The sequence below is a fragment of the Denitrobacterium detoxificans genome (genome assembly GCF_001643775.1).
GTDB classification, from domain to species: domain Bacteria; phylum Actinomycetota; class Coriobacteriia; order Coriobacteriales; family Eggerthellaceae; genus Denitrobacterium; species Denitrobacterium detoxificans.
In genome coordinates, this window is the sequence record NZ_CP011402.1 from 1,222,610 (window position 1) to 1,248,650 (window position 26,041).

22 protein-coding genes and 7 tRNA genes are annotated in these 26,041 nt (G+C 56.6%); 22 read left to right on the forward strand and 7 right to left on the reverse strand.

What is annotated here, in order from left to right:
- Positions 1–105: 105 nt before the first annotated feature.
- The 6 genes from AAY81_RS05170 (at position 106) to AAY81_RS05195 (ending at position 5,235) form a co-directional block, all read left to right on the forward strand.
- The gene (locus AAY81_RS05170; RefSeq protein ID WP_066662250.1) at positions 106–1,446 is read left to right on the forward strand and encodes a phenylacetate--CoA ligase family protein; all 1,341 of its coding nucleotides are present in this window, start codon (positions 106–108) and stop codon (positions 1,444–1,446) included.
- Between the two features lie 29 nt (positions 1,447–1,475).
- Positions 1,476–2,129 (forward strand): LysR family transcriptional regulator substrate-binding protein, encoded by a 654-nt coding sequence (locus AAY81_RS05175; protein ID WP_066662252.1) that lies wholly within the window; start codon positions 1,476–1,478, stop codon positions 2,127–2,129.
- Between the two features lie 101 nt (positions 2,130–2,230).
- Positions 2,231–2,764 (forward strand): 2-oxoacid:acceptor oxidoreductase family protein, encoded by a 534-nt coding sequence (locus AAY81_RS10680; protein WP_066662254.1) that lies wholly within the window; start codon positions 2,231–2,233, stop codon positions 2,762–2,764.
- Positions 2,764–3,120: a 4Fe-4S binding protein gene (locus AAY81_RS10685; protein ID WP_240480550.1), complete on the forward strand. Its 357-nt coding sequence runs from the start codon at positions 2,764–2,766 to the stop codon at positions 3,118–3,120. The genes AAY81_RS10680 and AAY81_RS10685 overlap by 1 nt, the downstream gene beginning before the upstream one ends.
- On the forward strand, positions 3,110–4,300 hold the full coding sequence (porA, locus tag AAY81_RS05190) for a pyruvate ferredoxin oxidoreductase (protein WP_066662256.1): 1,191 nt from the start codon (positions 3,110–3,112) through the stop codon (positions 4,298–4,300). Before AAY81_RS10685 ends, porA begins: the two co-directional genes overlap by 11 nt.
- Positions 4,300–5,235, forward strand: coding sequence for a thiamine pyrophosphate-dependent enzyme (locus tag AAY81_RS05195; protein ID WP_066662259.1), 936 nt, complete (start codon positions 4,300–4,302; stop codon positions 5,233–5,235). Before porA ends, AAY81_RS05195 begins: the two co-directional genes overlap by 1 nt.
- Positions 5,236–5,286: 51 nt before the next feature.
- Here AAY81_RS05195 and AAY81_RS05200 read toward each other — a convergent pair whose 3' ends face one another.
- Positions 5,287–6,072: a mechanosensitive ion channel family protein gene (locus AAY81_RS05200; protein WP_066662261.1), complete on the reverse strand. Its 786-nt coding sequence runs from the start codon at positions 6,070–6,072 to the stop codon at positions 5,287–5,289.
- Between the two features lie 133 nt (positions 6,073–6,205).
- Here AAY81_RS05200 and AAY81_RS05205 point away from each other — a divergent pair.
- A tRNA-Thr gene (locus tag AAY81_RS05205) sits at positions 6,206–6,280 on the forward strand.
- Positions 6,281–6,320: 40 nt separating this feature from the next.
- Here AAY81_RS05205 and AAY81_RS05210 read toward each other — a convergent pair.
- Both AAY81_RS05210 and AAY81_RS05215 read right to left on the reverse strand, forming a co-directional pair.
- Complete coding sequence (locus AAY81_RS05210) at positions 6,321–7,292, reverse strand: glycosyltransferase family 2 protein (protein WP_240480551.1); 972 nt, start codon at positions 7,290–7,292, stop codon at positions 6,321–6,323.
- Between the two features lie 131 nt (positions 7,293–7,423).
- The gene (locus tag AAY81_RS05215) at positions 7,424–9,250 is read right to left on the reverse strand and encodes an ABC-F family ATP-binding cassette domain-containing protein (RefSeq protein WP_205630812.1); all 1,827 of its coding nucleotides are present in this window, start codon (positions 9,248–9,250) and stop codon (positions 7,424–7,426) included.
- A 69-nt stretch (positions 9,251–9,319) separates the two neighbouring features.
- Between AAY81_RS05215 and AAY81_RS05220 the strand changes: the two genes are divergently transcribed.
- The 4 genes from AAY81_RS05220 (at position 9,320) to AAY81_RS05235 (ending at position 11,811) form a co-directional block, all read left to right on the forward strand.
- On the forward strand, positions 9,320–9,748 hold the full coding sequence (locus AAY81_RS05220) for a 6-pyruvoyl trahydropterin synthase family protein (RefSeq protein ID WP_066662269.1): 429 nt from the start codon (positions 9,320–9,322) through the stop codon (positions 9,746–9,748).
- A gap of 3 nt (positions 9,749–9,751) precedes the next feature.
- Positions 9,752–10,198, forward strand: a complete 447-nt coding sequence (gene rnhA / locus AAY81_RS05225; RefSeq protein ID WP_066662271.1) for a ribonuclease HI — start codon at positions 9,752–9,754, stop codon at positions 10,196–10,198.
- A gap of 96 nt (positions 10,199–10,294) precedes the next feature.
- Entirely contained in the window at positions 10,295–11,707 is a 1,413-nt protein-coding gene (locus tag AAY81_RS05230; RefSeq protein ID WP_066662272.1) for a sodium-dependent transporter, read from the forward strand.
- Positions 11,708–11,735: 28 nt separating this feature from the next.
- A tRNA-Arg gene (locus AAY81_RS05235) sits at positions 11,736–11,811 on the forward strand.
- Between the two features lie 152 nt (positions 11,812–11,963).
- Here AAY81_RS05235 and AAY81_RS05240 read toward each other — a convergent pair.
- The gene (locus tag AAY81_RS05240; RefSeq protein WP_066662273.1) at positions 11,964–12,650 is read right to left on the reverse strand and encodes a nitroreductase family protein; all 687 of its coding nucleotides are present in this window, start codon (positions 12,648–12,650) and stop codon (positions 11,964–11,966) included.
- Positions 12,651–13,233: 583 nt separating this feature from the next.
- Here AAY81_RS05240 and arcA point away from each other — a divergent pair.
- From arcA to argS, 4 genes are all read left to right on the forward strand, one after another.
- Entirely contained in the window at positions 13,234–14,457 is a 1,224-nt protein-coding gene (gene arcA / locus AAY81_RS05245) for an arginine deiminase (protein WP_066662274.1), read from the forward strand.
- A gap of 85 nt (positions 14,458–14,542) precedes the next feature.
- Positions 14,543–15,538 (forward strand): ornithine carbamoyltransferase, encoded by a 996-nt coding sequence (gene argF / locus AAY81_RS05250; RefSeq protein WP_066662276.1) that lies wholly within the window; start codon positions 14,543–14,545, stop codon positions 15,536–15,538.
- A 72-nt stretch (positions 15,539–15,610) separates the two neighbouring features.
- Positions 15,611–16,570 (forward strand): carbamate kinase, encoded by a 960-nt coding sequence (arcC, locus tag AAY81_RS05255; RefSeq protein WP_066662279.1) that lies wholly within the window; start codon positions 15,611–15,613, stop codon positions 16,568–16,570.
- Positions 16,571–16,719: 149 nt separating this feature from the next.
- Positions 16,720–18,444: an arginine--tRNA ligase gene (argS, locus tag AAY81_RS05260; RefSeq protein WP_066662282.1), complete on the forward strand. Its 1,725-nt coding sequence runs from the start codon at positions 16,720–16,722 to the stop codon at positions 18,442–18,444.
- Positions 18,445–18,479: 35 nt separating this feature from the next.
- Here argS and AAY81_RS05265 read toward each other — a convergent pair whose 3' ends face one another.
- Positions 18,480–20,069 carry a dicarboxylate/amino acid:cation symporter gene (locus AAY81_RS05265; protein ID WP_074777288.1) on the reverse strand — a complete coding sequence of 530 codons (1,590 nt, stop codon included), beginning with the start codon at positions 20,067–20,069 and terminating at the stop codon, positions 18,480–18,482.
- 130 nt (positions 20,070–20,199) lie between these two features.
- On the opposite strand from AAY81_RS05265, the gene AAY81_RS05270 reads away from it, so the two are divergent.
- Complete coding sequence (locus AAY81_RS05270) at positions 20,200–20,640, forward strand: PPC domain-containing DNA-binding protein (protein ID WP_066662293.1); 441 nt, start codon at positions 20,200–20,202, stop codon at positions 20,638–20,640.
- A gap of 178 nt (positions 20,641–20,818) precedes the next feature.
- Here AAY81_RS05270 and AAY81_RS05275 read toward each other — a convergent pair.
- Positions 20,819–20,894: transfer RNA gene (locus AAY81_RS05275), tRNA-Lys, on the reverse strand.
- 94 nt (positions 20,895–20,988) lie between these two features.
- Positions 20,989–21,065: transfer RNA gene (locus tag AAY81_RS05280), tRNA-His, on the reverse strand.
- 408 nt (positions 21,066–21,473) lie between these two features.
- On the opposite strand from AAY81_RS05280, the gene AAY81_RS05285 reads away from it, so the two are divergent.
- The 6 genes from AAY81_RS05285 (at position 21,474) to trpS (ending at position 26,037) form a co-directional block, all read left to right on the forward strand.
- Positions 21,474–21,548: transfer RNA gene (locus tag AAY81_RS05285), tRNA-Asn, on the forward strand.
- A gap of 36 nt (positions 21,549–21,584) precedes the next feature.
- A tRNA-Val gene (locus tag AAY81_RS05290) sits at positions 21,585–21,659 on the forward strand.
- Between the two features lie 176 nt (positions 21,660–21,835).
- Positions 21,836–21,910: transfer RNA gene (locus tag AAY81_RS05295), tRNA-Ile, on the forward strand.
- A 70-nt stretch (positions 21,911–21,980) separates the two neighbouring features.
- Positions 21,981–24,080 (forward strand): ABC-F family ATP-binding cassette domain-containing protein, encoded by a 2,100-nt coding sequence (locus AAY81_RS05300; protein WP_066662297.1) that lies wholly within the window; start codon positions 21,981–21,983, stop codon positions 24,078–24,080.
- Positions 24,081–24,177: 97 nt separating this feature from the next.
- Entirely contained in the window at positions 24,178–24,864 is a 687-nt protein-coding gene (locus tag AAY81_RS05305) for a site-2 protease family protein (RefSeq protein WP_143117379.1), read from the forward strand.
- A 24-nt stretch (positions 24,865–24,888) separates the two neighbouring features.
- Positions 24,889–26,037: a tryptophan--tRNA ligase gene (gene trpS / locus AAY81_RS05310; protein ID WP_066662302.1), complete on the forward strand. Its 1,149-nt coding sequence runs from the start codon at positions 24,889–24,891 to the stop codon at positions 26,035–26,037.
- Positions 26,038–26,041 lie beyond the last annotated feature (4 nt).

The window sequence follows — 26,041 nt, forward strand, 5'->3', positions numbered from 1 at the left end:
TACTCAATACGTTATCTATTGCATCGGCATTTAACTCATGAAATCATTCATATGCGTCAGACAAAACGCTTTGGCGTGTTATGCAATATCGATAAGGAGCTAGGCATGGCGAAAAAGAACATCCCGTACGATCAGAAATACTACGATCCCGAAATCGAGTGCATGCCGCGCCCCGAGCTTGAGAAGCTTCAGCTCGAGCGTCTTCAGGAGATGGTGAAGTACGCCTACGACAATACCGTGTATTACCATCGTAGCTTCGACGAGGCCGGCGTTGCCCCCGAGGACATCAAGACGCTTAGCGACATTCAGAAGCTTCCCTTCATCAACAAGCAGACGGAGCGCGATACCCAGCATGTTGGCACCTTCTTCGGCGAGATGTGCTCCGTTCCCGAAGACGACGTCGTCTTCATGGCTACTTCCTCTGGATCCACGGGCGTTCCCACGGTAAGCCCCTTCACGCAGGAGGACTTCGACCTGTGGCAGGACACCGAGGCTCGTCTGTTCTGGCAGGCTGGCATGCGTCCGAACGACCGTTACGTTCACGGCTTGAACTTCGCCCTGTACGTTGGCGGCCCCGACGTAATCGGCGCTCAGCGCCTGGGCGCTACGGCCATCTGGGTTGGTGCCGTTCCCAGCGATCGTCTCATGTTCGTGCTTCAGCACTATCAGCCCACCGTCATCTGGACGAGCCCCTCGTACGCATGGGCCCTGGGCGAGAAGGCCAAGGCCAAGGGCCTCGACCCCAAGAAGGACTTCAGCATTCACACCATTATCGTTGCGGGTGAGCCCGGCGGCTCCATCAAGAGCACGCGCGAGGCCATCGAGGAGATGTGGGGCGCGAAGGTCGTCGACTTCTTCGGCCTGTCCGACATCTACGGTGCGTGCGCTGCCATGTGCGAGGCCAAGGATGGCCTGCACATCGTGGAAGATCAGATCCTGGTCGAGACGGTGGACCCCGTTACGGGCGAAGTGCTTGCTCCGGGCAGCAAGGGCGAACTGGTGTACACCACGCTCATGAAGAAGGCTCGTCCCATGATTCGTTTCCGTACGGGCGACATTGGCTACGTAAGCACCGAAAAGTGCGAATGCGGTCGTACCCATGCTCGCATTCACGTTACCGGTCGCAAGGACGAGATGTTTATCGTTGGCGCCGTGAATGTGTTCCCCTCCGACGTAGAGTATGTCGTGCGTGCCGAGCGTGGTCTCACCGGTGAATACTCCATTCGCGTTTACAATGAGAACTACACCACGCGTTACGAGGTTTCCGTCGAGCGTGCGCAGGGCTCCGATGAGGCATACGATGCCGTTTCGAAGCGTGTCGAGCAGGCGCTGAAGGCCCATACGGGCGTGCGTCCCGCGAAGGTCATCGTGTTCGATGCTGGCAAGCTGGGCGTTTCGAGCGAGCATAAGGCTTCGCGCTTCATCGACGAACGTGAAAACAACTAATAGGTTGAACGAAGGATCAGGGAGTTATCATGGCTAAGAAATTCACTGTATCGGGTCAGCATTATCTATTTAGCGTTCAGGCGTTTGCCCATACCGTGCTTGCAGGTGGCGGTGTCGAGTATTCCTATGCGTTCCGCAATGGCACCACGCGTAGCGTCATCGAGGATGTCTACAGCGGCCGTAGCCATTTGGGCGTCATCTTCGAGACCACCGAGAACGCCGATGAGCTGAATCATACGCTGGAGGAATCTGGCTTGGAGTTCACGCCCATCATCAGCAGCAAGCCTTACGTGGCGCTTCCGGCTAGCCACCCGCTTTCCAACGCGGCAAGCCTGCGCATCGAAGATCTGGAAGATTACCCCTACGTGTACTTCGAGCAGGAAAAAGGCGATTCCTACGCGTTCTACGAGGAGGCTCTGGCCAACGTGCCGCGAACTAAGCGCATCGCCACTACCGATCGCGCCAGCCTCACCGAGCTCATTTGCGCGGTGAATGGCTACACTATCACGAGTGGCATCTTGGTGGGCATTACCGACGGCAGCCTGCTGCAGACGCTGCCGCTCGAGACCGACGTTACGCTGAAGCTCGGCTACATTGCGCGTAGGGGCGAGCAGATCGAGGGCCTCAGCAAGGTGTTTGTCGATAGCCTTACGAAGAACCTCTCCCGTTACGTGCAGTTCTAAATTCGAACGTTTCCGTTAACGCATGCACCTGGGCGGCGCCGGTATTTATCGGCGCCGCCCCTTTGGCAATCTGGGGTTGGCGGTTTCTGGAAGGAATCATAGTGATTGAAGTCATATGGCATGGAAGGGGCGGACAGGGTGCCTTCACTGCTGCGCGCTTGCTTGCCGCGGGGTATAGCGCTCCCGATGGCAAACACGCGCTTGCCTTTCCCTCGTTCGGTCCCGAACGACGTGGCGCTCCCATGCGTGCGTTTACGAAACTTGACGATGCCCCCATTGGCGATAGGAGCGCATGCACTCGGGCCGACATCGTGGCCTACCTCGACGACACGCTCTTCGACGAGGGCTGGGACGAGGAATTGAAGCCCGGTGGTTTCGCCCTGGTCAATAGTGTGCGTTCATTTGACGATGCGCGCATCGTTACGGTTGATGCGGATGGGGTATCCCAGAGGATACTCGGCCGTGCCATTCCCAATACGGCGCTGCTGGCCAAGCTCACCTGCATGGTTGATGGGTTCGGCCGCGATGCGCTCGCCTGGTCGATTGAGCATTACATGCCCGCGAAGCTGCATGCGAAGAACCTTGCGGTTGTCGATGCCGTTTTGGCTACAGGCGAAGACGGAGGTAATGCATAATGGGCATTTCTTCAAAGCAGAGCGGAATCGTCATTCCCACGCTTCGCCAATGGGAATGCGTGCCTGCGCAATTCGACCGTTCGACGTGCTTCGAGGCTGGTCATCTGGTGGAACGCAATGCCGGATGGCGTCAGCAGCGTCCGGTGATTAATGCCGACTCGTGCACCTCGTGCCTGCAATGCTACATGTACTGCCCCGATGGGGCGATTCGCAAGACCCATGCCGAAGAGGGGAGCGGCCAGCCTTCTCTCTTTGTCGACCTGGATTTCTGCAAGGGCTGCGGCATTTGCGTTACCGTGTGTCGTTTCGGGGCTCTTGCGATGATTCCCGAGAAAGGATGCGACGATGAGCGATAAGCGTTTCCTTTCGGGTGACGAAGCATTCGCCGAGGGCGTGCGCCTTGCTCGGCCCCAGGTCATTTCCGCGTATCCCATTACGCCGCAGACCGTCGTGGTCGAACGTCTTTCCGAAATGGTGGAGCGTGGCGACCTGGTGGCGGAGTACCTGCACGTAGAAAGCGAGCACACGGCCCTTTCTGCGGCCATTGGTGCTGCTGCCACGGGTGCGCGTACGTTTACCGCAACGAGCAGTCAGGGCTTGCTCTACATGGCGGAATGCCTTACGTATGCTGCCGGTGGTAGGTTCCCTATTGTCATGATGAATGCGAACAGGGCAACTTGCTTGCCTTGGAATATCTATGGCGATCAGCGTGATTCGCTGGGTCTGCTCGACCATGGCTGGATTCAGGTGTACGCGCGCGATGCCCAGGAGGCGCTCGATCTTGCGCTCATGGCGTATCGAATTGCCGAAGACCCGCGCGTTGCCACGCCGGTTATGGTGAACCTCGACGGGTTTGCCCTTACGCATACATACGAGCAGGTGCATGTTCCCACGCAGGAAGCTGCTGATGCGTTCCTTCCGCCATACGCTACCGCGAATCGCTTCGATTTCGAACATCCCGTGAACATTGGGTATTCGGCGGGGCCTGCGTACAACCGCTACTACAAGTACCGCGCACATGAGGACATGTGCAGTGCGCTTTCCGTGATAGACCAGGTGGAAGCTGAGTTTGCTGCGACGTTCGGCCGTACGTACACAGGCGCCATCGAAACGTATGCTTGCGAGGATGCCGATTTCATCCTGGTTTCTCTGGGCACTATTGCCGGCCTTGCCGAAGAGGTAGTGCGCGACCTGAGGGCCGAGGGCGTGAAGGCTGGGTCCGTGCGCATCCGCTACATGAGGCCCTTCCCGTATGAGGCGCTTTGCGAAGCGCTTTCGGGTGCGGCCTGCGTGGGCGTGCTTGAAAAGGATATCTCGTTTGGCGCCGAGGGTACGGTGTTCACGAATGTGAATTCCGCGCTTCAGCGAGCAGGCGCTTCTATTCCTGCGCGCAATTTCGTGGGTGGCCTGGGTGGCGACGACATTTCCCGCGAGGATATGCATGGCATTTTCGCAAGCCTGCAGAAGGTTGCCGAGGGCGGCTCTGTTCCCCTGGTGAGCTTCCTGCGCGTGGAGGATGAAGGGGAGGTGCTCTAATGGCTATCACCGCTAAGACTATTACCGATGACGAGTTCTTCTTCGGGCACAAGGCCTGTGCTGGCTGCGGCGGTTCGCTGGTGCTGCGTCAGGCGCTCAAGGTGCTGGGCCCTCATGCCGTTGCGGCGCTTCCTGCGGGCTGCATGAGTGCCGTTGGATTCAACTTTCCCCAGCTGTGCTTTGCAAATAACGCCATGATCACGCCTTTTGCGGCAACCGCTGCCGTTCTTTCTGGCATCGAAGCGGGGCTTCGTGCTCAAGGGGCCAAGCCTGATGACTGCACGGTCGTGGGCTTTGCAGGCGATGGTGGCACGGCCGATATCGGCTTGCAGGCGCTTTCGGGTGCCATCGATCGAAACGACGACATCCTGTACATCTGTTACGACAACGAAGCGTATATGAATACGGGCATTCAAAAGAGCTCGCTTACGCCCTTTGGCGCCAAGACCACTACCACGCCCGCTGGTCGCAATGCGCATGGTTGCCTTACGGAAAAGAAGAACCTGTTCGAGATCGTTGCCGCGCATGGCATTCCCTATGCAGCTACCGCGAGCATTGGCTATCTCAATGACTTTATTCGCAAGGTCGAGGTGGCGAAGTCGATGAAGGGCACGCGCTTCATCCACGTGATTGCCCCTTGCCCAACAGGCTGGGGCTGCGGCGTCGACGAGACCATCGACATTGCCAAGGAAGTGGTAGATTGCGGTCTCTGGTATCTGGCGGAATATCGTGGGCCTGCCGTGAGCGACGTTGCGGGCGGTTTCTTCAAGCTTTCGCGTAATCCGCGTGAGTTTGCCGAGGGCGATGCTTGGGGGAGCGTGGAACATTATCTACGCCGTCAGGCGCGCTTCCGCGCCCTGAGCGACGAGGAGATAGAATCCGTTATCCAGGGTCGTAATGCCACCTGGGAGCACCTTCGCTCCATTGCCCGGTAGCGTATGCAAGAAACCCCGCAGCTTCCGTCGTTCGGGCTGCGGGGGTTTCCTTTACTGCATCGAATATGCCTTCGTTCCGTACTGCTTGAGCAGTGGGTCAATCGCGCGTGAGATCATGTTCGCTGCCACCGCATTGCTGTAGGCATCGCGTTGGATGTCCACGGTGACGGTGCCCGAAAGCCCGCCTAGGGACATGCCATTCATGAGCACGCGAATGCCCAATGGGCCCAAGGTTTCGGTGAAGGTTTCGGATAGGGCTTCCTTCACCTTCTCGGTGAATTCGTCGAGGTTAGTCGTGGGGTCGAGAATGATCGGTACGTTGACCAGCCCGAATTCTCCCGCCTCTACGAGCTTGTTCTTGTACATGACGGAATTCGGAACGATGTAGGTGCTGCCCGTGGCGTCGACGAGAGTGGTGTGGCGCCACGATACGTCGGTTACGCGCGCGACGGCGTTGTCTACGTAGAAGTAGTCGCCAGGATCGACGATGCGCCCAAGGGTGATCTGCAGGCCACCAAAGAGGTTAGCAATGGTGTCTTGCAGGCCCAGCGAAAGGGCGATGCCTCCAACGCCCAGGGCTGCGATGAATGCCGTAAGGTCATAGCCGAAGCAGACTTTTGCAACGATGATTAGGCCGAATAGCCACAGCGCCACACGTGCGATGTTCGCGAAGATGGATCCTGCGGGCAAGTCGATGTTGTCGTTGCGGCCAATGTGCATGATGATGCGTCGCACGATTCGTTCGATGACCCAGGTGGCAAACAATATAGCCGCACCCGTGAGGATGGTATTGAGGAGGGGGAATTCGGTTTGGAAGTTCTGAAGCGCTTCGAGCACGCGTTATCTCCTTTGGCGGTCGCTTTCGCTTTGTCTCTTCAATAGTAGAGTCATGCGAGGTAGCAGGTGGGGTCGATTATCTTTTTTCAGTCATTTAACGGAATCTATGGCATAATACTGCTTGCTCTGAAGTGCCAGTGTGGCGCAATGGTAGCGCATCTGATTTGTAATCAGGCGGTTGCAGGTTCGAGTCCTGTCACTGGCTCCAGGGCATAATAAAAGGCCAGCGTTTGCTGGCCTTTCGTTTTTTATTTCTCGGATTTCTTTCCGTAGCGTCGGTATGCTTCGATGACCGACATCTCGTAATCCTTGCGGTGATTGTTCACCGAGGTGTCGAGGATGAGGCCGCAGCTGAAGCTGAGCATGCCCGCGCCAACGAAGGCCACGGCCACGATGGCCGATGGGAGCCTGGGCACTTGGCCCGTGGAGTTGAATTCGCCGATAACCGGAATGCCTACGATCAGGCCGATGATTACCAGGATGAGGGCAAGCCAACCGAACAGGGCCAGCGGACGGTAGTCCTTGAACAGTTGACCGATGCACTTGAGCACCTTCCAGCCATCGCCAAACGTGGAAAGCTTGCTGTAGCTGCCTTCGGGGCGATCGCGGTAGTCGATGGGCACTTCCACGACACGCCAACGCTTGTCGACGGCGTGGATGGAGAGTTCGGTTTCGATTTCGAATGCGGGGCTGATAACCGGCATGGTCTTCGCGAACACGCGGTTGAATGCGCGGTAGCCCGTCATGACGTCGTGGAATTCGAAGCCGTAGATAACCTTGATGAGCCAACGGACCAGGTTGTTGCCCAGGCCATGGAACGCACGGTCGTTTTCCTCGCCGTAGCTGCCGTTGGAAAGACGGTCGCCAACGGTCATGTCGGCGCGTTCGTTCACCAGGGGCTCGATGAGCGAGGCAGCTGCCTCTGCGGGGTACGTATCGTCGCCATCGACCATGATGTAGTAATCGGCGTCGATTTCGCGAATCATCTGACGAACGACATTGCCCTTGCCCTGTCGCGTTTCGGTGCGGACGATAGCCCCGTGCTCGCGGGCGATGTCGCCCGTGCCATCGGAGGAGTTGTTGTCGTAGACGTAGATATCGGCTTCGGGAAGCTCGCGTTTGAAATCGTCGATAACCTTAGCAATCGTTACCGCTTCATTGTAGCAAGGGATAAGGACGGCTACCGAGCCATCGATATCGCGTGCTGTAAATTCAGACACTGTTTCTCCTTCTAACAACATGCGTGTTTGCACATATATGTTTGAAACTATAGCAGTATCTTCGATGTGCGATGGCGCTATAGCTCAAAGTCCTTCTCAAATACGAGATTCAGCACACATATGCAGGTGATTTATCCTTCGAGCTTCTCGGAGAGCTCGAGCCATTCCAGCTCGAGGGCGTCCAGGTTGTCTTGCGCTTGCTGGATTTCCTGCTGAATCGCCCCGAGTGCGGCGTAGTCGAATGGGTCGCATTCCTGCAATTCGGCCTTCTTCTTGTCTACCTTGCTCTGCTGGGTGTTCATTTTACGTTCTAGGCTGCGGAGCTGCTTCTTCATCTCGCGCAGCTCGGCATTGGAGAACCCTGCCGTGGCTTCCTTCTGCTGATGCGGGGCAGCGGGTTTGCTCTCGGCCGTTGCAGCCATGCTCTTCTCGCGTTCCAGGCGCTTCAGGTATTCGTCGACGCCGCCTGGTACGTGGAAGACCCGTCCGCCCAAGATGGCGTACTGGTCATCGGTGACGCGCTCGATGAAATAGCGGTCGTGGCTGACCACGATGAGCGTGCCCGGCCAGGTGTCGAGTAGGTCTTCTGTGATGGCAAGCATATCGGTGTCCAAATCGTTGCCCGGCTCGTCGAGGACCAGGACGTTTGGCTCATCGAGCAGGATGAGCAGCAGCTGGAAGCGACGACGCTGCCCGCCGGAAAGGTCCTTCACGCGTGCGTTGAGCTCGTCGCGGGAAAAGCCCAGGCGCTCGAGCATGGCCGAGGGGCTGAGGTTTCTGCCGTCGACCTTGTAGTACGTTTTGTATCGCGACAGAACCACGCGAACGACGTCGTCTTCGATGGGTCGAAGCTCGTCGAGGTTCTGCGTGAGCGTGGCGAACTTTACCGTGCGGCCAATCTTGATGTGGCCGAGCGTGGGGCGCAGCCTGCCATTGAGCACGTTCAGCAGCGTGGACTTTCCAACGCCGTTTTCACCCAGGATGCCAATGCGATCGCCAGGGCCAATGTTCCACGTGATTTCGTTCAGCACGCGTTTGCCCCCGCGGTCGACGCATACGTCGTTGAGTTCGAGCACTTGCTTGCCTAAGCGCGCGGTGGCCATTTGCTTCAGCTCGATGGGGTTCCGTACGGGCGGTTCGTCAGCGATGAGGGCCTGCGCGGCTTCAACGTGGAATTTAGGCTTGCTGCGTCGTGCCTGGGCGCCGCGCGAGAGAAATGCCAGCTCTTTGCGGAGCTGGTTTGCGCGCTTCTGCTTGGCGAGCGCTTCGAGCCTGTCGCGTTCCACGCGCTGCATGATGTATGCGGAGTAGCCGCCTTCGAAGGGGCTTACCATTCCGTCATGCACTTCCCACATGCTCTGGCAGGCCTCATCGAGGAACCAGCGATCGTGCGTCACCACGAGAAGGGCGCCGTCGCCTGCGGCCCAGCGTGTGGACAGGTGATTCGCCAGCCAGTGAATGGCGCCGATGTCCAGATGGTTCGTGGGCTCGTCAAGCATGAGCACGTTCCAGTCGCCGATGAGCAGGCGAGCGAGGTCCACGCGCCTGCGCTGTCCGCCCGATAGGCTTCCCACGTTGCTGTCGAGGCTTACGTCACCGAGCAGCTCTTCTACGATTCCGCGCGTCGTGCGGTCTGCCTCCCAGGTGTAGGCCCTGGTCTCGGTTGACGCCAGGATGTCGCGTACCACGTCTTCGTCGTTGAATTCGTCGTGCTGACGCAAGACGCCTATGGTGGCGTTGCTCGTTGCGATGACCTGACCCGAATCGGGCGCAACGCTTCCGGACAGCACGTTGAGCAGGGTAGACTTCCCGTGGCCGTTCAAGCCAACGATGCCGATGCGGTCGCCCGTGTTCACGCCGAGCGTGACCCCTCGGAATATTTCCTTCGTGGGGTAGTCGAGATGGACGTCTTTGCAGGTGAGCAGAACGGACACGTATTTCTCCTTCGTTTTGGGCATCCATGGTAGCACACGCTGCCTCCGTGCTATCATCATTCAGTTAAACAACCGCGAACGATATGGATGTGTATGTACGGTTTGAAAACCGAGAGCTGCTTCGATAGCGCTCATTTTCTATCTGATTACTATGGCAAGTGCGAAAACCTTCATGGCCATCGCTGGAAGGTGGTCGCCTACCTGCGTCAGCCCAGCTTGCGCACTCAGGGAACCATGCGCGATATGGTGGTCGACTTTGGCGAGTTCAAGAAGGCCGTCCGCGAGCTTACCGAGGCGTTCGACCATACGTTTCTCGTGGAAGAGGGCACGCTGTCCGATGCCACCATCGAGGCGCTGCGTGGCGAAGGCTTCGCCCCTACCATCGTTCCGTTTCGCACTACGGCTGAAAACCTGGCACGTCATTTCTACGATAGCCTTGCTGCCAAGGGATTTCCCGTCTCGCAAATTGATTGCTACGAGACGCCGCTGAACTGCGCGTCGTATTTCGGAGAAGGGGAGTAGCCGGTGAGGGTTCAGCTGTACTGCGACGGCGGATGCCGCGGAAACCAGAACGACCGCAACGTAGGCGGATGGGGCGCCTACCTTATCTGGGGCGACCATACCAAGGAACTGTGGGATGGCGAGGTTAACACCACCAATAACAAGATGGAGCTCATGGGCTGCATCCAGGGGCTGCGCGCCATCAAGAACAAGAACGTGGGCGTCGACGTCTACATGGATAGCGCCTACGTATACAACGGCATTACCAGCTGGATCTATGGCTGGATGAAGAAGGGCTGGAAGAATTCAAAGAAGGAGCCGGTTGCCAATAAGGATCTGTGGCTCGAACTCCTGGCCGAGAAGAAGCAGTTTTCGGATATCACGTTCAACAAGGTCAAGGGCCATGCCGATAACGCTGGTAACAACAAGGCCGACGAGCTTGCCAATCGCGCTATGGACGAGCTTTCGTAGCTTGATGGATGCTTGCTCTTCGCGCTTTATCCGACTATAGCGTCATGTATAATTTCGCTCACGCATAGTGGCTTAGATTGTGGATTAGGGAACGAAATGGCGGAACAACTTATTGGTGAAAGCGCCCCGCGCGAACGCTTTGGCTCGCGTTTGGGCTTTATTCTCATTTCTGCGGGATGTGCGATCGGCCTGGGCAATGTATGGCGCTTTCCGTATATCACGGGCGAGTATGGTGGTGCGGCGTTCGTTCTGCTGTACTTGATCTTCCTGGTTATTCTGGGTCTACCGGTCATGGTGATGGAATTTGCCGTGGGCCGTGCCAGCCAGAAGAGCTCGGCGAAGGCCTTCGACGTGCTTGCCCCGAAGAAGAAGTGGGGCTGGTTCGGCTGGTGGGGCTACCTTGGCTGCATGCTCCTCATGATGTTCTACACCACGGTGGGTGGTTGGATGGTCAGCTACGTTGCCAAGATGGCATCGGGCGAGTTCAACGGCCTTTCCGCCGAGGGCGTGGGGCTTGCGTTCGAGGCTACCCTTGCCGACCCCGGCCAGCAGGTTGCCTGGATGCTCGTTGCCATCCTGCTTGGGTTCTTCGTCGTTAGCCTTGGTCTGCAGAAGGGCGTCGAGCGCATTACGAAGTTCATGATGGGCGCGCTCCTGATCATCATGGTTGCGCTGGCCATTCGCGCCGTAACGCTTCCTGGTGCCGAAGCGGGCCTCGCATTCTATCTGGTTCCGGATTTCGGCAAGCTCATGGCCACCCCCGAAACCTTCCTCGATGCCGTCTTCGCCGCAATGGGCCAGGCGTTCTTCACGCTTTCCCTGGGCATTTCCGCTATGGAGGTGTTCGGTAGCTACCTGGGCAAGGAACGCAGCCTTACGGGCGAGGCCGTGCGCATTGTTGGGCTCGACACCTTTGTGGCCATCGTTGCGGGCCTCATCATCTTTCCCGCATGCTTTGCCTTTGGCGTGAACCCCGGCCAGGGTCCGTCGTTGGTGTTCGTGACCCTGCCCACGATCTTCGGTGAAATGCCCTTGGGTCAGCTGTGGGGAGCGCTCTTCTTCGTGTTCATGAGCTTCGCGGCTTTGTCTACTATCATCGCCGTGTTCGAGAATCTCATCAGCTTTGGCATGGATCGCTGGAACTGGACGCGCACGCAGGCGGTTGCCTATACCGCCATCATGGTCACCGTTCTGAGCATTCCCTGCGCGCTTGGCTTCAATCTGTGGGCTGGCGTTACCGTTCCCGGTATTGGCGATATCCAGTCGATCGAGGACTTCATCGTCTCGAATAACCTTCTGCCCCTTGGCAGCCTGCTCTACGTCGTCTTTTGCGTTTCGAAGTTCGGATGGGGCTGGGATAATTTCGTTGCCGAGGCCGATGCGGGCGAGGGCATGCATTTCCCCCGGTGGGCGCGTTTGTGGCTCACGTGGGGCGTTCCCGCGCTCATTCTGGTTATCTGGGTTTCGGGGTACGTGCCGAAATTTATGCTTTGGTTCGGTCTTTCGTAGTTCGATGCGATAGAATAACTCTGCTAATGCGCCCGTGGCTCAATGGATAGAGCATCGGACTTCTAATCCGACGGTTGTGGGTTCGAGTCCCGCCGGGCGCACCATTTAGCCTATGCTTCGGATGGCGTTTTTGTCGCCGCGAAATTGCAGCAGCCGACGTTTCGTCGGCTGCTTTCTTTTGGTATTGCCCATATTTCGCGTAGCTCGCGATTCGTATGGGGAGTTTCTTGGGTGTCGCGCGTGAGTCGTTGCGTTCTTACGAACAGCTCCAGGCAAATCGCGTATCTCCTGCGCCAATTTCGAAATTGCACTTCACGATGCCGATGTCGATCTTTGGGAGCGAGCCGCGCGACGTGGGGTTTACCTTTACCACGTTACCTGGCTCGAGCGTGATGACGAAATCCTGGCGGTTCATTGCGGTGGGCGCGAGCATGGCTGCGTTCATGGCGGATACGAACCATTCTGGTGCGGCGTCTACGCCTTTGCCTAGCTGGTAGCACTTTTCCACTGGCTTGCTTTTGCGAGGCGATCCGTGCGTTTTGCCGTATCCCAGCGCGATGACGCAATAAAGCTTTTCGCCCTTGAAGATGGCGCAAGCGGCATTTCGCTTGTTGTATGTTCCCGCAACCCAGCAGCTGTCTATGCCCATCGCGCGTGCGTTTAGGACGATGCGCTGGCCATAGTACCCAATGCGCTGTTCGATGTTTGGTTCTTTCTTTCCGACGCAACATATATATGTGTGCACGTTTTCGAAGTGTCCGTATTTGGCGAGCACTCCCTTGAAGGCTACGGGATTGTTGCGTACGAGCTGAAAACGGAGGTCGCCCTCTTGGTTCGCCTTTTCAATCTGCTCTTGCAGGATGTCGAGTGTTTTGGTGTCGATGGGCCGCTCTGTGTAGGATCGCACGGAGTGGCGCTGTTCGACTGCTTCTATGAGTTCCATTGCGTCTCCTATTCGTTTTTGTACAAGTGTAGGGGTGCCTTCCCGCTTTTCGTCATTTGTCACGGTCATGTTGATATGTCGAACGGATAGGGTTACTTGCCGTATATGTTGCGTACGTAGGGGGTGGAGAGGGTGTAATGCACGGCGATTTCGCGTTTGCATATCCCACGCTTACGTATGCAGAAAAATCGTCTATAACCCCTTTTGGAGGGGTGAAAATGGGGCTAATCGCATGAGATGGGGGAAATATGCGAAAGGGACGTATATTGACAGCCTTAGGGTCTTATGATTGTGAAAATACTACCCGACTAAACGTATAAATCCCCTGATGAACGCTCAGATTTCTGAAGAGCTCCCAAGCTTTGGATTTCCTGAAAACCCGAAAAGTCAATAGCCGTCCGCCGACTAATACCTACCGTTTACCCCGCAAAGGAAACGTTTTTTCAATACTTACAAATTCTCCTTGCATTTCGTTTCCGGGCATGCAATGGTTTGCTCGTTCCGCTTAAACGGGCCTACGGGTAAGGGCCTACCGCGGAAAATGCATATTGCAAAACGCACGAGAGAGAAAAGGAGGGCGTTCATGACCGGAGTCAACGTCAAGAGCGAGATTGGACCTCTAAAGAAGGTCATTCTCCACCGTCCCGGTAACGAGCTTCTCAACCTCACCCCCGACACACTCGAGCGTCTGCTGTTCGACGATATTCCGTTCCTGGAAATCGCTCAGCAGGAGCACGACGCCTTTGCGCAGGCTCTGCGCGATAACGGCGTCGAGGTGGTCTACCTCGAGGACCTCATGGCTGAAACCATCCGCGACAACGCGGCTCTGCGCAGCCAGTTCATCGAGCAGTGGATCGAGGAGGCGAATGTCCACACCGACAAGTGGCACAAGATCCTGCACGAGTATCTCGATTCCGAGTATGCCGATGCCAAGGCTCTGGTCGAAAAGACCATGACTGGCATCACGCTCGACGAGCTCGATATCGACCGCACCAACAGCCTGGTCGACCTCGTGAGCAGCCCCACGGAAATGGTCTGCGATCCCATGCCCAACCTGTACTTCACCCGCGACCCGTTCGCGATGGTGGGCAATGGCGTAACCATCCACCGCATGTACTCCGTCACGCGTAATCGCGAGACGATCTACGGTCAGTACATCTTCGACAACCATCCCGATTTCAAGGGCACCCCGCAGTACTACAGCCGCAAGGAAGCCTTCCACATCGAGGGTGGCGACGTTCTGAACATCAACGACCACGTGCTCGCCATCGGCATCAGCCAGCGTACCGAGCCCGACGCCATCGACACGCTCGCTCAGAGTATCTTCCACGATGAGCGCTCCAGCATCGACACCATCCTGGCGTTCGACATCCCGAACAGCCGCGCGTTCATGCATCTGGACACGGTGTTCACCCAGATCGACCACGACAAGTTCACCATCCACCCGGGCATCCTGGGCCCGCTCACGGTCTTCGAGCTCACCAAGGGCGCGGAAGGCAAGGTCAAGGTCAACCGCCTCGACTCCGACCTCGAGAGCATCCTCACGAAGTACGTGGGCCAGCCCGTCCAGCTGCTGCAGTGCGGCGCCGGCGATCGCATCGCCGCCGAGCGCGAGCAGTGGAACGACGGCAGCAACACGCTGTGCATCGAGCCTGGCAAGATCTGCGTCTACCAGCGCAACAACGTCACGAACGACTTTCTGTACAAGAACGGTCTTGAACTGGTCGTCATCCCCAGCTGCGAGCTGTCTCGCGGCCGTGGTGGCCCGCGCTGCATGAGCATGCCGGCCTGGCGCGAAGACCTCTAAGGTCTTGCCCTTTCGAACCCACGTGGTTCGTGCAATTGCTTACAAACGCCTGGAATGCCAGGCGACTTATGAAAGGAACTACATTATGCCTACTAGCCTGAGCGGTCGCGACTTCCTGAAGCTTCTCGATTTCTCCGCCGAGGAAATCAACTACCTGCTTCGCCTCTCCCGCGAATTCAAGAACCTGAAGCTCACCGGTACGCCTCACCGCTACCTCGAGGGCAAGAACATCGTTCTGCTGTTCCAGAAGACCTCCACTCGTACGCGCTGCTCCTTCGAAGTTGGCGCTATGGACCTGGGCATGGGCGTGACCTACCTCGATCCCGGCAGCAGCCAGATGGGCAAGAAGGAGTCCATCGAGGACACCGCTCGCGTGCTCGATCGCTTCTATGACGGCATCGAATTCCGCGGCTTCGCCCAGAGCGACGTCGAAGAGCTGGCCGCCAACGCTTCCGTGCCCGTGTGGAACGGCCTCACCACGGAATGGCATCCCACCCAGATGCTCGCCGACATCCTCACCATGCAGGAGAACTTCAACTACGACATCAAGGGCAAGACGCTGGTCTTCATGGGCGACTGCAAGAACAACGTTGCTCGCTCCCTCATGGTCGTTTGCGCCAAGCTGGGCCTGAACTTCGTGGCCTGCGGCCCCGAGTCCTGCATGCCTGCTCAGGACGTTATCGACGCCACCAAGCCCTTCTTCGAGGAGAATGGCTGCACCTGCACCCTCACGCAGGACGTTGCCGAGGGCGTCAAGGGCGCACATGCCATCTACACCGACGTTTGGGTATCCATGGGCGAGCCCGACGAGGTTTGGGAGTCCCGCATTAAGGAACTCACCCCGTATCGCGTAACCTCCGAGGTTATGGCCATGGCCGATCCTTCCGCCATCTTCCTGCACTGCCTGCCCAGCTTCCATGACACCAACACGGTCATCGGTGCTGAAAAGGCCAAGCAGTTCGGCATCACCGAGCAGGAAGTTACCGACGAGGTCTTCGAAGGTCCTCAGAGCCGCGTCTTCGATGAGGCCGAGAACCGCATGCACACCATCAAGGCCATCATGTACGCGACCCTGTCGTAAATCGCCGTACCATTTGCTAGATTTTTCAGGGCCGGCCTTCTCGGCTGGCCCTGCCATTTGAAAGGACATACCATGCCTTATCAGAAAGGTGAAGGCCCTTCCGTAGTTATCGCGCTGGGCGGCAACGCTCTGGGCAATACTCCCGAAGAGCAGCTCGAGCTCGTGAAGAACACCGCCAGCCACATCGTTGATATGGTGGGCGAGGGCGTGAACACCATCGTTACGCACGGCAATGGCCCCCAGGTCGGCATGATCAACAACGCGTTCGATGCCGCTTGCAAGGATCCCGCGAACAAGGTTCCGGCCATGCCTTTCCCCGAGTGTGGCGCCATGAGCCAGGGCTACATCGGCTACCATCTGTCTCAGGCCATTCTGGGCGAGCTGAAGCATCGCGGTATCATGCGTTCCACCGCCAACGTGGTTACGCAGACGGTTGTCGATCCTAGCGACCCTGCCTTCGAGAACCCCACCAAGCCCGTGGGCGCCTTCATGACTGAAGAAGAGGCCAAGGCTCTGGCCGAGAAGACCGGCTGCACGGTGAAGGAAGATGCTGGCCGTGGCTGGCGTCGCGTGGTGGCTTCTCCGAAGCCCCAGCGTATCGTCGAATTCGACGCCGTGAAGGACCTCATGGACGCTGGCTACATCGTCGTCTCCACCGGTGGCGGCGGCATTCCCGTCATCGAGGCGAACGACAGCTACCATGGCGTTCCGGCCGTTATCGACAAGGATAACTCCGCATCCATGCTGGCCGCTTCGTTCAAGGCCGACATGCTCGTCATCCTTACCGCCGTCGAGAAGGTTTGCATCAACTTTGGCAAGCCCAATCAGGAAGAGATTTCCCACATGACGGTTGCCGAGGCCGAAGAGTACATCGCTCAGGAGCAGTTCGCCGCTGGTTCCATGCTGCCCAAGGTTCAGGCTTGCATCAACTACGTGCGCCGCTACCCGCAGGGCAAGGCTCTCATTACGAGCCTCGAGTGCGCTGCCGCTGGCCTGGAAGGCAAGACGGGCACCGTTATCACGCTCGACTAACCGGGTTTATCTTGGTTGTAGGGGAGCCGCATCCGTTCGTGGATGCGGCTCCTTTTGTCTAGATTGCTCTATCTGTACTTTCATTTCCCTACGCGGGTGCTAGAATAGCCGCAATGTGCATTCGTATTAGGAAGTGACGGAAAACAACCATGCAGATTCGCGAACAACTTGAACAGCTTGTTGGCCAGGGTCTTTCGGCTGCTGTTGCCGATGGATCGCTCGCCCTCGACGAGATTCCGGAAGCTGCTCTCGAGCGACCTCGTGACACGAACAATGGCGACTGGGCTTCTACGGTTGCCCTGCGTCTGGCGAAGACGGCCAAGAAGAACCCCCGCGAAATCGCCCAGATCATCGTTGATCACCTTCCCGAGAACGGCATGATCGCTTCCTGCGAAATCGCCGGTCCTGGCTTCATCAATTTCACGCTTGCTCCCGAAGTGTTCCAGGGCGTCATTGCCCAGGTTCGCCAGGAAGGCGCCGATTACGCCAAGGGCACCATCGAGGGTCCCAACTACATCAACATCGAGTACATCAGCGCTAACCCCACGGGTCCGTTCCATGTGGGTCATGGCCGTTGGGCTGCGCTTGGCGATGCCACGGCGCGCGTCATGCGTCATGCCGGCTACAAGGTGTACGAAGAGAACTACATCAACGACCATGGTAGCCAGATGGATAACTTCGGTCGCAGCGTTGTTGCGCGTTACCTGCAGGAGCTTGGCCACGACGTTCCGCTGCCCGAAAACTGCTACGCTGGCGCCTACGTTATCGACATTGCCAAGTCCATCATCGAAAAGGATGGCGACAAGTGGGTCGATGCCGATGAGGAAGAGCGTCTGCTGAACTTCCGCGAGCGTGCCTACGCATACGAGCTTGCCGAGCAGCATCGCATTTGCGACACCTTTGGCACCACGTTCGACAAGTGGTTCAGCGAGCGTACTCTGTACGTGAAGGACGAAGAGGGCAAGAGCCAGGTCGACCGCGCTCTGGCTGCTATGGACGAGCGTGGCTACCTGTATGAAAAGGACGGCGCCACCTGGTTCAAGAGCACCGCGTTTGGCGATGACAAAGACCGCGTTCTGCAGAAGAGCAACGGCGAGTACACGTACTTCACCAGCGACGTTGCATACCACTACAACAAGATGCAGCGTGGCTTCGACCACCTCATCGACCTGTGGGGCGCCGATCATCATGGCTACATCGCCCGTTGCGAGGCCATGCTGGCCGCTTGGGGTTACCCGGGTGCCCTGGAAGTCATGCTTGGCCAGCTCGTGAACCTGTTCCGCAATGGCGAGCCGGTTCGTATGAGCAAGCGTACGGGCGAAATGGTCACGTTCGAAGAGCTCATCGAAGAAGTGGGCGTCGACAGCACGCGTTGGCTCATGCTTTCCCGCGGTGCCGATCAGACGATCGACTTCGACATCGAAGTGGCCAAGAAGAAGGATGCTTCCAACCCCGTGTATTACGTGCAGTACGCTCACGCGCGCATCTGCTCCATTCTGCGCAAGGCTGCTCCTGCCGAGCTTGCCGCCAAGGCCGAAGCTGGGGAAATCTCCATGGATGAGCTCGTTGCTCAGGTTCTTCCCGGTGAAATCGATCTGTCCGTGCTCACCGATCCCAGCGAAATTGCTCTTGCTCGCAAGATCGAGACGCTGCATGACTTCGTTCAGCTGGCTGCGCGTGACCGCGCTGCGTTCCGCATGACGCACTTCTGCCAGGATCTTGCCGGTCTGTTCCATGGCTTCTACACCAACTGCCATGTGAACGTGGAAGACGAGAAGCTGCGTAACGCCCGTCTGGCGCTCTGCGACGCAACGCGTATCGTTCTGGCGCTTGGTCTGGGTCTTCTGGGTATCACGGCCCCCGAGAAGATGTAGCAGATACCAACAGATCTAGTTGTCTACGGCGGGGTTTATCCCCGCCGTTTTTCTTCAGCGCGTTCGTTTTCTGCAACTGTTGTAATGCTGCTGATGACATTCAGGATGTTCTGGAGTCCGCCGCAGAATAGTTCGAAACATATTGCCAGCGCAATGGCGATATCGGAATTGAGATACGTCAAGATAACCAGCATGCCAATAAGGATTGAGCCTGGCTGGTTGGGTGCTCCAAACGAGAGGAACATCACGATAGCGGCTATTACGGCGATGTTGAACCATGACACTTCGCAATTGGCAATGAAGATGTATATCGAAGCGAGCAGCATGAGAATGAAGCAGTTGCCATCAAGGCTGGTCTGCGCCAATATCGGCAGTTCCTTCCCGAGCCGTTCTCGAGAGATGCCCAGCTTCTCCGAGCAGTAGCGCATATTGTAGGGCACGGCGTCGATGACGGAGCCTATCACGTAGTTCTCCTTTACGAGCGGCCACGTCTTTCGTATGAACTCTCGTATCCGTATTCCTCGGAGTTTCAGCCTTAGGGCGTAGAGGGCGAGCAGGGGAATCGTACTTGCAAACGCGATAATGCCGATGAAGAGGATTTCCAGGAAATGCGAGATGCCATCCTTTGCCAGCAAGACTTCAAGGAACAGTAGGAAGCATGCCACGGGGAAGGCTTTCATGAGTATGTTGAGTATGCCGGAGAACAGGTTGTAGCAGGCGTCGATTGCCCTTTTCAGCAAATCGAAGTCCTTGCCTATTGAATTCAGCGCACCCACGATGAGGAGCGCTACAAAGATCATCGGAATGGGGGAGATGGTTTCGAAGGGCTCGATGATGCTCGACGGTATTATCTGGTCCACCGCTGAAGCGAGCGACCAATTGGCGAACCCTATGTCGACTCGCTCTGTTATGCCGCTGGACGATAGGGCCCACTGGGCAAATACGAAGCCCATGATGAGAGCTAGAGCGACTACGCTGACGGACGAAGATATCGCGTTGATGAACAGCCTGCGCGAGGACGAATTGCGTTCGGCAACGATGAACGAATCCGTTACGTTCTTGAGCAGCGAGAAGAGCGTTACTGGTGCGCCTATCATAAGCACGGCGTTGGTGAACAGCTTTTCCAGGGGTGATACCCATTCGCTTGCCATCGTGCGCAGCTCAGCTTCATCGACGGTGAATTCGAGCACGATACCCACTATTACTGCTGCGATGACGGCGATGAGGTTTGGAAGGATGATGCTCCAGAAGCTTCTGCCTACTGAAATGGTGATGACGTTTTCGCCGTTTTCATACGAGCAGGAAAACTTGTCTGAAAAGGCATCGATGATTTTCGCCTGGGAATCCGCTGACGCGTTTTCGTCGGGAAGCAGGAATCGCTTACCCGCGAATTTTATTGTGATATCTGTGCCGCCTAGCGAGACGATGCTACTAATTTCGAGTGGTGCTTCGCTGTCGTCAACGTGCGACGCGGCATGAAGGAGGAGCGCCCTGAAGAGGGCCATCCATTCATGTTTGCTGCAGGCGGAGATACGGCGCCCCGTAAGGGACCTTTCTGCGAAATCGCTTGCTTGCGAGAGGCCATTTTCATCCGCTGTTACCTGTACTGTTTCTGTCTTAGCCATGGGGTATGCTCCAGAAAACTGACGTGACCGTCTTTTTACAAGGCTTGCCGCGGCAAATGCCATGCGCTTTATATCATTATAATATCGTTACACGCTGAATACGGGATATTTGAGGTCATCTGGGGTTGATATGGAATACAGAAAGTTTGGCGACGCCTACTATGTACGACTTGATCGGGATGACGAGATAATCTCGTCGATTCTTGAAATATGCAAGGCCGAGCATATTGCCTCGGCTACGTTCAGCGGTATCGGCGGCTGCAAGGAAGCCCAGATCCAGACCTTTGTGCCCGAATTGGGTGCGTTCGAAACTCAGGTTTATTCTGGCATGCTCGAGCTTGTGTCGCTTATGGGTAATGTTATTTCGGGTGATGAAGGCGAACTGATTAGCCACGCTCATGCCTCGTTCGCATACAAGGACGGAGACGAGCATTGCCTAGCGGCGGGGCACGTCAAGTTCATAACCGTTCTCTATACCGCAGAGATTGAGCTACGGCCCGTTGTTGGGGGCGTTATTAGGAAGAAGTTCGATCCGGAAACCGGCACAGGTTTTTGGGAGTTTCAAGGCTAAGCACGTCTGACCCAGCGCACCCATGCAGAAGATGCTTTGTGCGCCGAGTATGATTTTAGCGCTCACAAAAATGGTGGCACTTCCAAAGTGTGAACATATGAAGGAGGGGAGTGCTGGGTTCGAGTCCCCGTTATACGGTATGAAAAAAGCTCCCAACGGGGGAGCTATATAATTCAGATGGTGGACCGTCGGGGACTCGAACCCCGGACCTTGGGATTAAGAGTCCCCTGCTCTACCAACTAAGCTAACGGTCCATGTTCATATGTCTTTTGCCCTTCGAAAAGCGGCGAACGCTATTTTAGGACAACCGCTCTTGCTTTGCAAGAACTTTTTTAAAAAGTTTTGCGCTGGGGTGGATAGAGAGATTCGAACTCTCGACCTCCAGAGCCACAATCTGGCGCCCTAACCAACTAGGCCATATCCACCGTGCGCAAGTGGATAGTATAGCGGCCGATGAGGTAGGGGGCAACAGGCAATTTTCTCATCACGAATCATGCACAACTCGGCACGTTCTCACTGTAAAACAGCCTGTAAGGTGCTTGGTGATCACGGGATGCGTCCGTGGGGGTGCCGTTATCCAGATTGATTCCACTCCGGTAGCACATGAGATGTCCTTGCGAGTTCCTGCCTATGTTGACGGGGAGCGTATGCGCCACATATCCCAAGCTCATGTTCTTGTAGATTGATTAGCTCCCTTCTCTATATACAGGGGTACGTTGTCCAAATACGGCCTCGGAAAATGTGAAGATGAATCCACAAAAAAGGGGGTTGTCAAAGGGTTTGGTTCGCGTATAATCCTTTCTTGCGCGTTGCAAGTGAGCAACAAGCAAGATTCCTCGGTAGCTCAACGGCAGAGCATCCGGCTGTTAACCGGAGGGTTGTAGGTTCGAATCCTACCCGGGGAGCCATTTGTTTTTACGGCCATTTTTTGGCTCTTACATATCGGGCGTTTGGCGCAGCGGGAGCGCGACTCCTTCACACGGAGTAGGTCACAGGTTCAATCCCTGTAACGCCCACCATCAAATCACCAGGTCAGATATCTTTTTTGGCCTGGTTTTTTATTTCTCGGAAATCGTCGAAATGCCTCCAGTACGTAATAAATACGTAATAGACGAACGATGGTGAGGAGATAATACGCATTGGGTCGACCATGCGCGGATGGCATGCGGCCAATTGCGCTATACTACGTGTTCACGGGCCTGTAGCTCAATGGTGGAGCAGGGGACTCATAATCCTTTGGTTGTCGGTTCGAGCCCGGCCGGGCCCACCACTTAGATTTTCATCGGGTCAGTCGAATTTCGGCTGGCCCTTTTTAGTGTGTAAAGGTAACTGTATCTGCGATGATCATTCAGCTTGAACATATTTCCAAATCGTTTGGCGCGCGTACGCTCTTTTCCGATGTCACCTTCAAGCTTGAAGCCTACGATCGCCTTGCGCTCGTAGGCCCAAACGGCGCTGGCAAAACAACGCTGCTCAATATCATTACGGGTAATGAAGAGCCTGATGAAGGGCGTGTGCTGTATGCAAAGGGCGCATCGGTTGGCTATCTTGAGCAGGAAGCCATCGAAATGGGGGACCGCCCCCTGTTCGACGAGGTGATTTCCTCGCAGAAGGAGATCCTGGAAGCCGAGGAGCGCCTACGTGCCCTGGAGGACAACCTGGGTGATAACCCCACGGAAAAGGAGCTTGCCGCCGCTGGACGTGCGCGTGATGCGTATGAGGCCATGGGTGGCTACCTGCTCGAGTCGAAGGTGCGCAGCGTCCTGTTTGGCCTGGGCTTTGGCGAAGAGGATATGAAGAAGCGCACGGTCGACTATTCGGGTGGTTGGCAGATGCGCATTGCGTTGGCGAAGCTTCTCGTGCGTAACCCCGATGTGCTCATGCTCGACGAGCCAACTAACCACCTTGATCTTGAAAGCGTTACCTGGCTCGAGGGTTTCTTGCGCGGTTATAGCGGTACGGTCATCGTGGTTAGCCACGACCGCGCGTTCATGGACAATATGGTTGACCGCGTCGCGGAAATCGACAATGGGCATGTGAACTTCTATAAGGGCAACTACTCGGCCTACCTGAAGCAGCGCGAGGAGCGTATTGAACTGCTTCGCCAGCAGGCCGAACGGCAGCAAGCTGAAATTGCCCACATGGAGGCGTTCATCGAACGATTCCGCTACAAGGCCACGAAGGCCAAGCAGGTGCAGGATAGGGTGCGCAAGCTCGAAAAGATTGAGCGCATCGTGGTGCCTGAAGAGCGCAAGACGGTTCACTTCAACTTTGTCCAGCCGCCTCGTACCGGCGATATGGTCGTCAACCTCACGGGCGTTTCCAAGGCCTTTGGCGAGCACGTTGTCTACGATAAGCTCGACCTTTCGGTGTATCGCGGCCAGAAGATCGCACTCGTGGGCCCCAATGGTGCCGGTAAGTCCACGCTTCTGAAGATGATTGCGGGCGTTCTCGACCCTGATGCTGGCAGCATTCAGTATGGCGTGCACGTAGACAAAACCTACTACGCCCAGCATCAGCTCGAAGAGCTGCATGAAGGGAATACCGTGTTCGAAGAACTCGATCGCGTTGCACCTGGTTGGACTATTTCGCAGGTGAGGACGCTGCTGGGTGCCTTCTTGTTCCAGGGTGATGCCGTCGAGAAGCGCGTGGGCGTGCTTTCTGGTGGTGAGAAGAGCCGTCTGGCGCTGGCTAAGATGCTCGTTTCGCCCAAGCCGCTGCTCTGCCTCGACGAGCCTACGAACCACCTCGATATTCAGAGTGCTGACGTTTTGGAGCAGGCTCTTGCTGCGTTCGAGGGGACCATCATCCTTATTACGCACGATAGGCATCTCATTCGTGGCGTTGCGAATCGCATTATCGAGATTACGCCTGGTAACGTTACCGTCTACGATGGCGATTACGATTATTACCTGTTCAAGAGCGGGCAGGAAGATTCGGCTTCCATTACGGGCGGCCGTGACGAGGCATCGGCCACTTCGAAGTCTGGCCTTGCGAGCAGTCATGCGGCAACACGCGCTCAGGCTGCCAAGAAGGAGGCTTCTTCGGGCATTACCGTGAATCGCCATCCCCGTGGGGAGCGTCCCGTAAAGGATGCGTCTGCTTCTCTTACGGCGCCGAAGGGCAGTGCGCCTAAGTCGAAGGAGCAGAAGCGCCGCGAGGCTGAAGCTCGTAACAGGGCCTATGCTGCGCTCAAGAACCATCGCAAGCGCATCGCGCAACTCGATAAGCAGATGGAAGCGGACAATACGCGCCTTGCGGAGATCTTGGAGCTGCTGGCAGATCCCGATTTCTATACGAACGAGGATGCGTCGAGCGATGTCATTGCCGAACATGCCAGCATCAAGAAGCGCTTGGCCGCTGCGGAAGAGGAGTGGTTCATTCTCAATGAGGAGCTTGAAGCGGAAATGGCTCGTCAGCGGGAGGCTTCCGAAAAGTAGGCGCAATGCCTGCCGATGACCGATTCGATGCGGAGCGTGCGGATGAATTTTCGTGTTTTCATTTCGGCTTACGCGCCTGCGGTATACTAGGACACCTATGAGTACAGACATGTTTGCATACTACGCTTGTTCGATTCTGGCATTCGTGCCGGCCATCGTGCTTCACGAGGTCGCACACGGTTTTGCCGCCTACAAGCTGGGCGACCCGACGGCGAAGAACGCGGGCCGTCTCTCGGTGAATCCCCTTCGCCATATCGATCCTTTTGGCACGGTGCTGCTGCCTGCCATTCTTATGCTGGCCAATGCGCCCGTGTTCGGCTACGCAAAGCCCGTGCCGTACAATCCGCGTTACTTCAAGGACAAGCGCAAGGGCGACTTGATCGTTGGCCTTGCGGGCCCTGCCGCCAATTTGCTCATGGCCCTTGTGGGCGCCATGGTTGCATGGCTCCTGTATCCGCTTGCCACTACCAGCTTGGTGAATAGCAATGAACTCTTTGCATACTTTTACCTGCTGTTCTTGCCGTATTTCACGCTTATCAACCTGTATCTGATGTTCTTCAACCTGCTGCCCATTCCTCCGCTAGATGGATCGAGCATTTTCGCGTTCATCCTGCCGGAGAAATACTTGCGTCAGTATTACGCGGTGCAGCAATACGCCATGCCCGTTTTGCTGATTCTGCTCTTCATTGTTCCGTATTTCAGCCCCATTAATCCGATTTCGGTGTATATGAACGCTACTGCGGGCAATGTCGCTAATTTGTTGTTCCCGTTCCGTATCTCGTAGTAATAAGTAAGTAAGGATTAGGTCATGTCGGAAGAAATCTGCGCTGACAACCAAGACAACAGCACGCTCGTGGTTCCCAAGGAGCGCATCATTCTTACGGGAGACCGTCCCACGGGGCGTCTCCACGTTGGTCATTTCGTAGGGTCGCTTCGTGAGCGTGTCCGTTTGCAGAACTCGGGCGAATTCGACCGCATCTTCATCATGATCGCGGATGCGCAGGCGCTTACCGACAACGCCGATAACCCCGAGAAGGTTCGTCAGAACATCATCGAGGTTGCGCTCGACTACCTGTCTTGCGGCATCGACCCCGCCAAGACCACCATCTTCATTCAGTCGCAGATCCCCGAGCTCTTCGAGCTTACGGCGTATTACATGAACCTCGTTACGGTGGCGCGCGTGCAGCGTAACCCCACGGTGAAGAGCGAAATCCAGATGCGTGGCTTCAACGCCGACATCCCCGTTGGCTTCTTCACGTATCCCATTAGTCAGGCATCGGACATCACCGCATTCAAGGCCACTACGGTTCCCGTGGGCGAGGACCAGCTTCCCATGCTCGAGCAGACGCGCGAGATCGTTCGTTCGTTCAATCGTACGTATGCTCCCGTTCTCGTGGAGCCCGAAGCGCTCATTCCCCAGGGCGAGGCTGCGAAGCGCCTGCCTGGCATCGATGGCAAGGCGAAGATGAGCAAGTCGCTGGGCAATGGCATCTATCTGTCGGATACGCCCGAGGAAGTTGCCAAGAAGATCAAGAGCATGTACACCGATCCTGGTCACCTGAAGGTTTCCGATCCGGGCAAGATCGAAGGCAATGCGGTGTTCACCTATCTCGATGCCTTCAGCACCAACGAGCATTTTGCGGAATACTGGCCCGAGTACGCCAATCTCGACGAACTGAAGGCGCACTATCAGCGTGGTGGCCTGGGCGATGTGAAGTGCAAGAAGTTCTTGAACCGCGTCCTGGAAGATACGCTTGCGCCCATCCGCGAGCGTCGTCACGAGCTCGAGGCCGACATTCCCGCTGTGTATGACATTCTGGCTGCTGGTTGCGAAACTGCACGTGCTGCCGCTGCCGAAACGCTGCATGAGGTGAAGGATGCCATGCGCATCAACTACTTCTCTGACGTTGCTCTTATGGAAGAGCAGGCACTGCGCTATCGTCGCGTGGAAGACTAGCCCG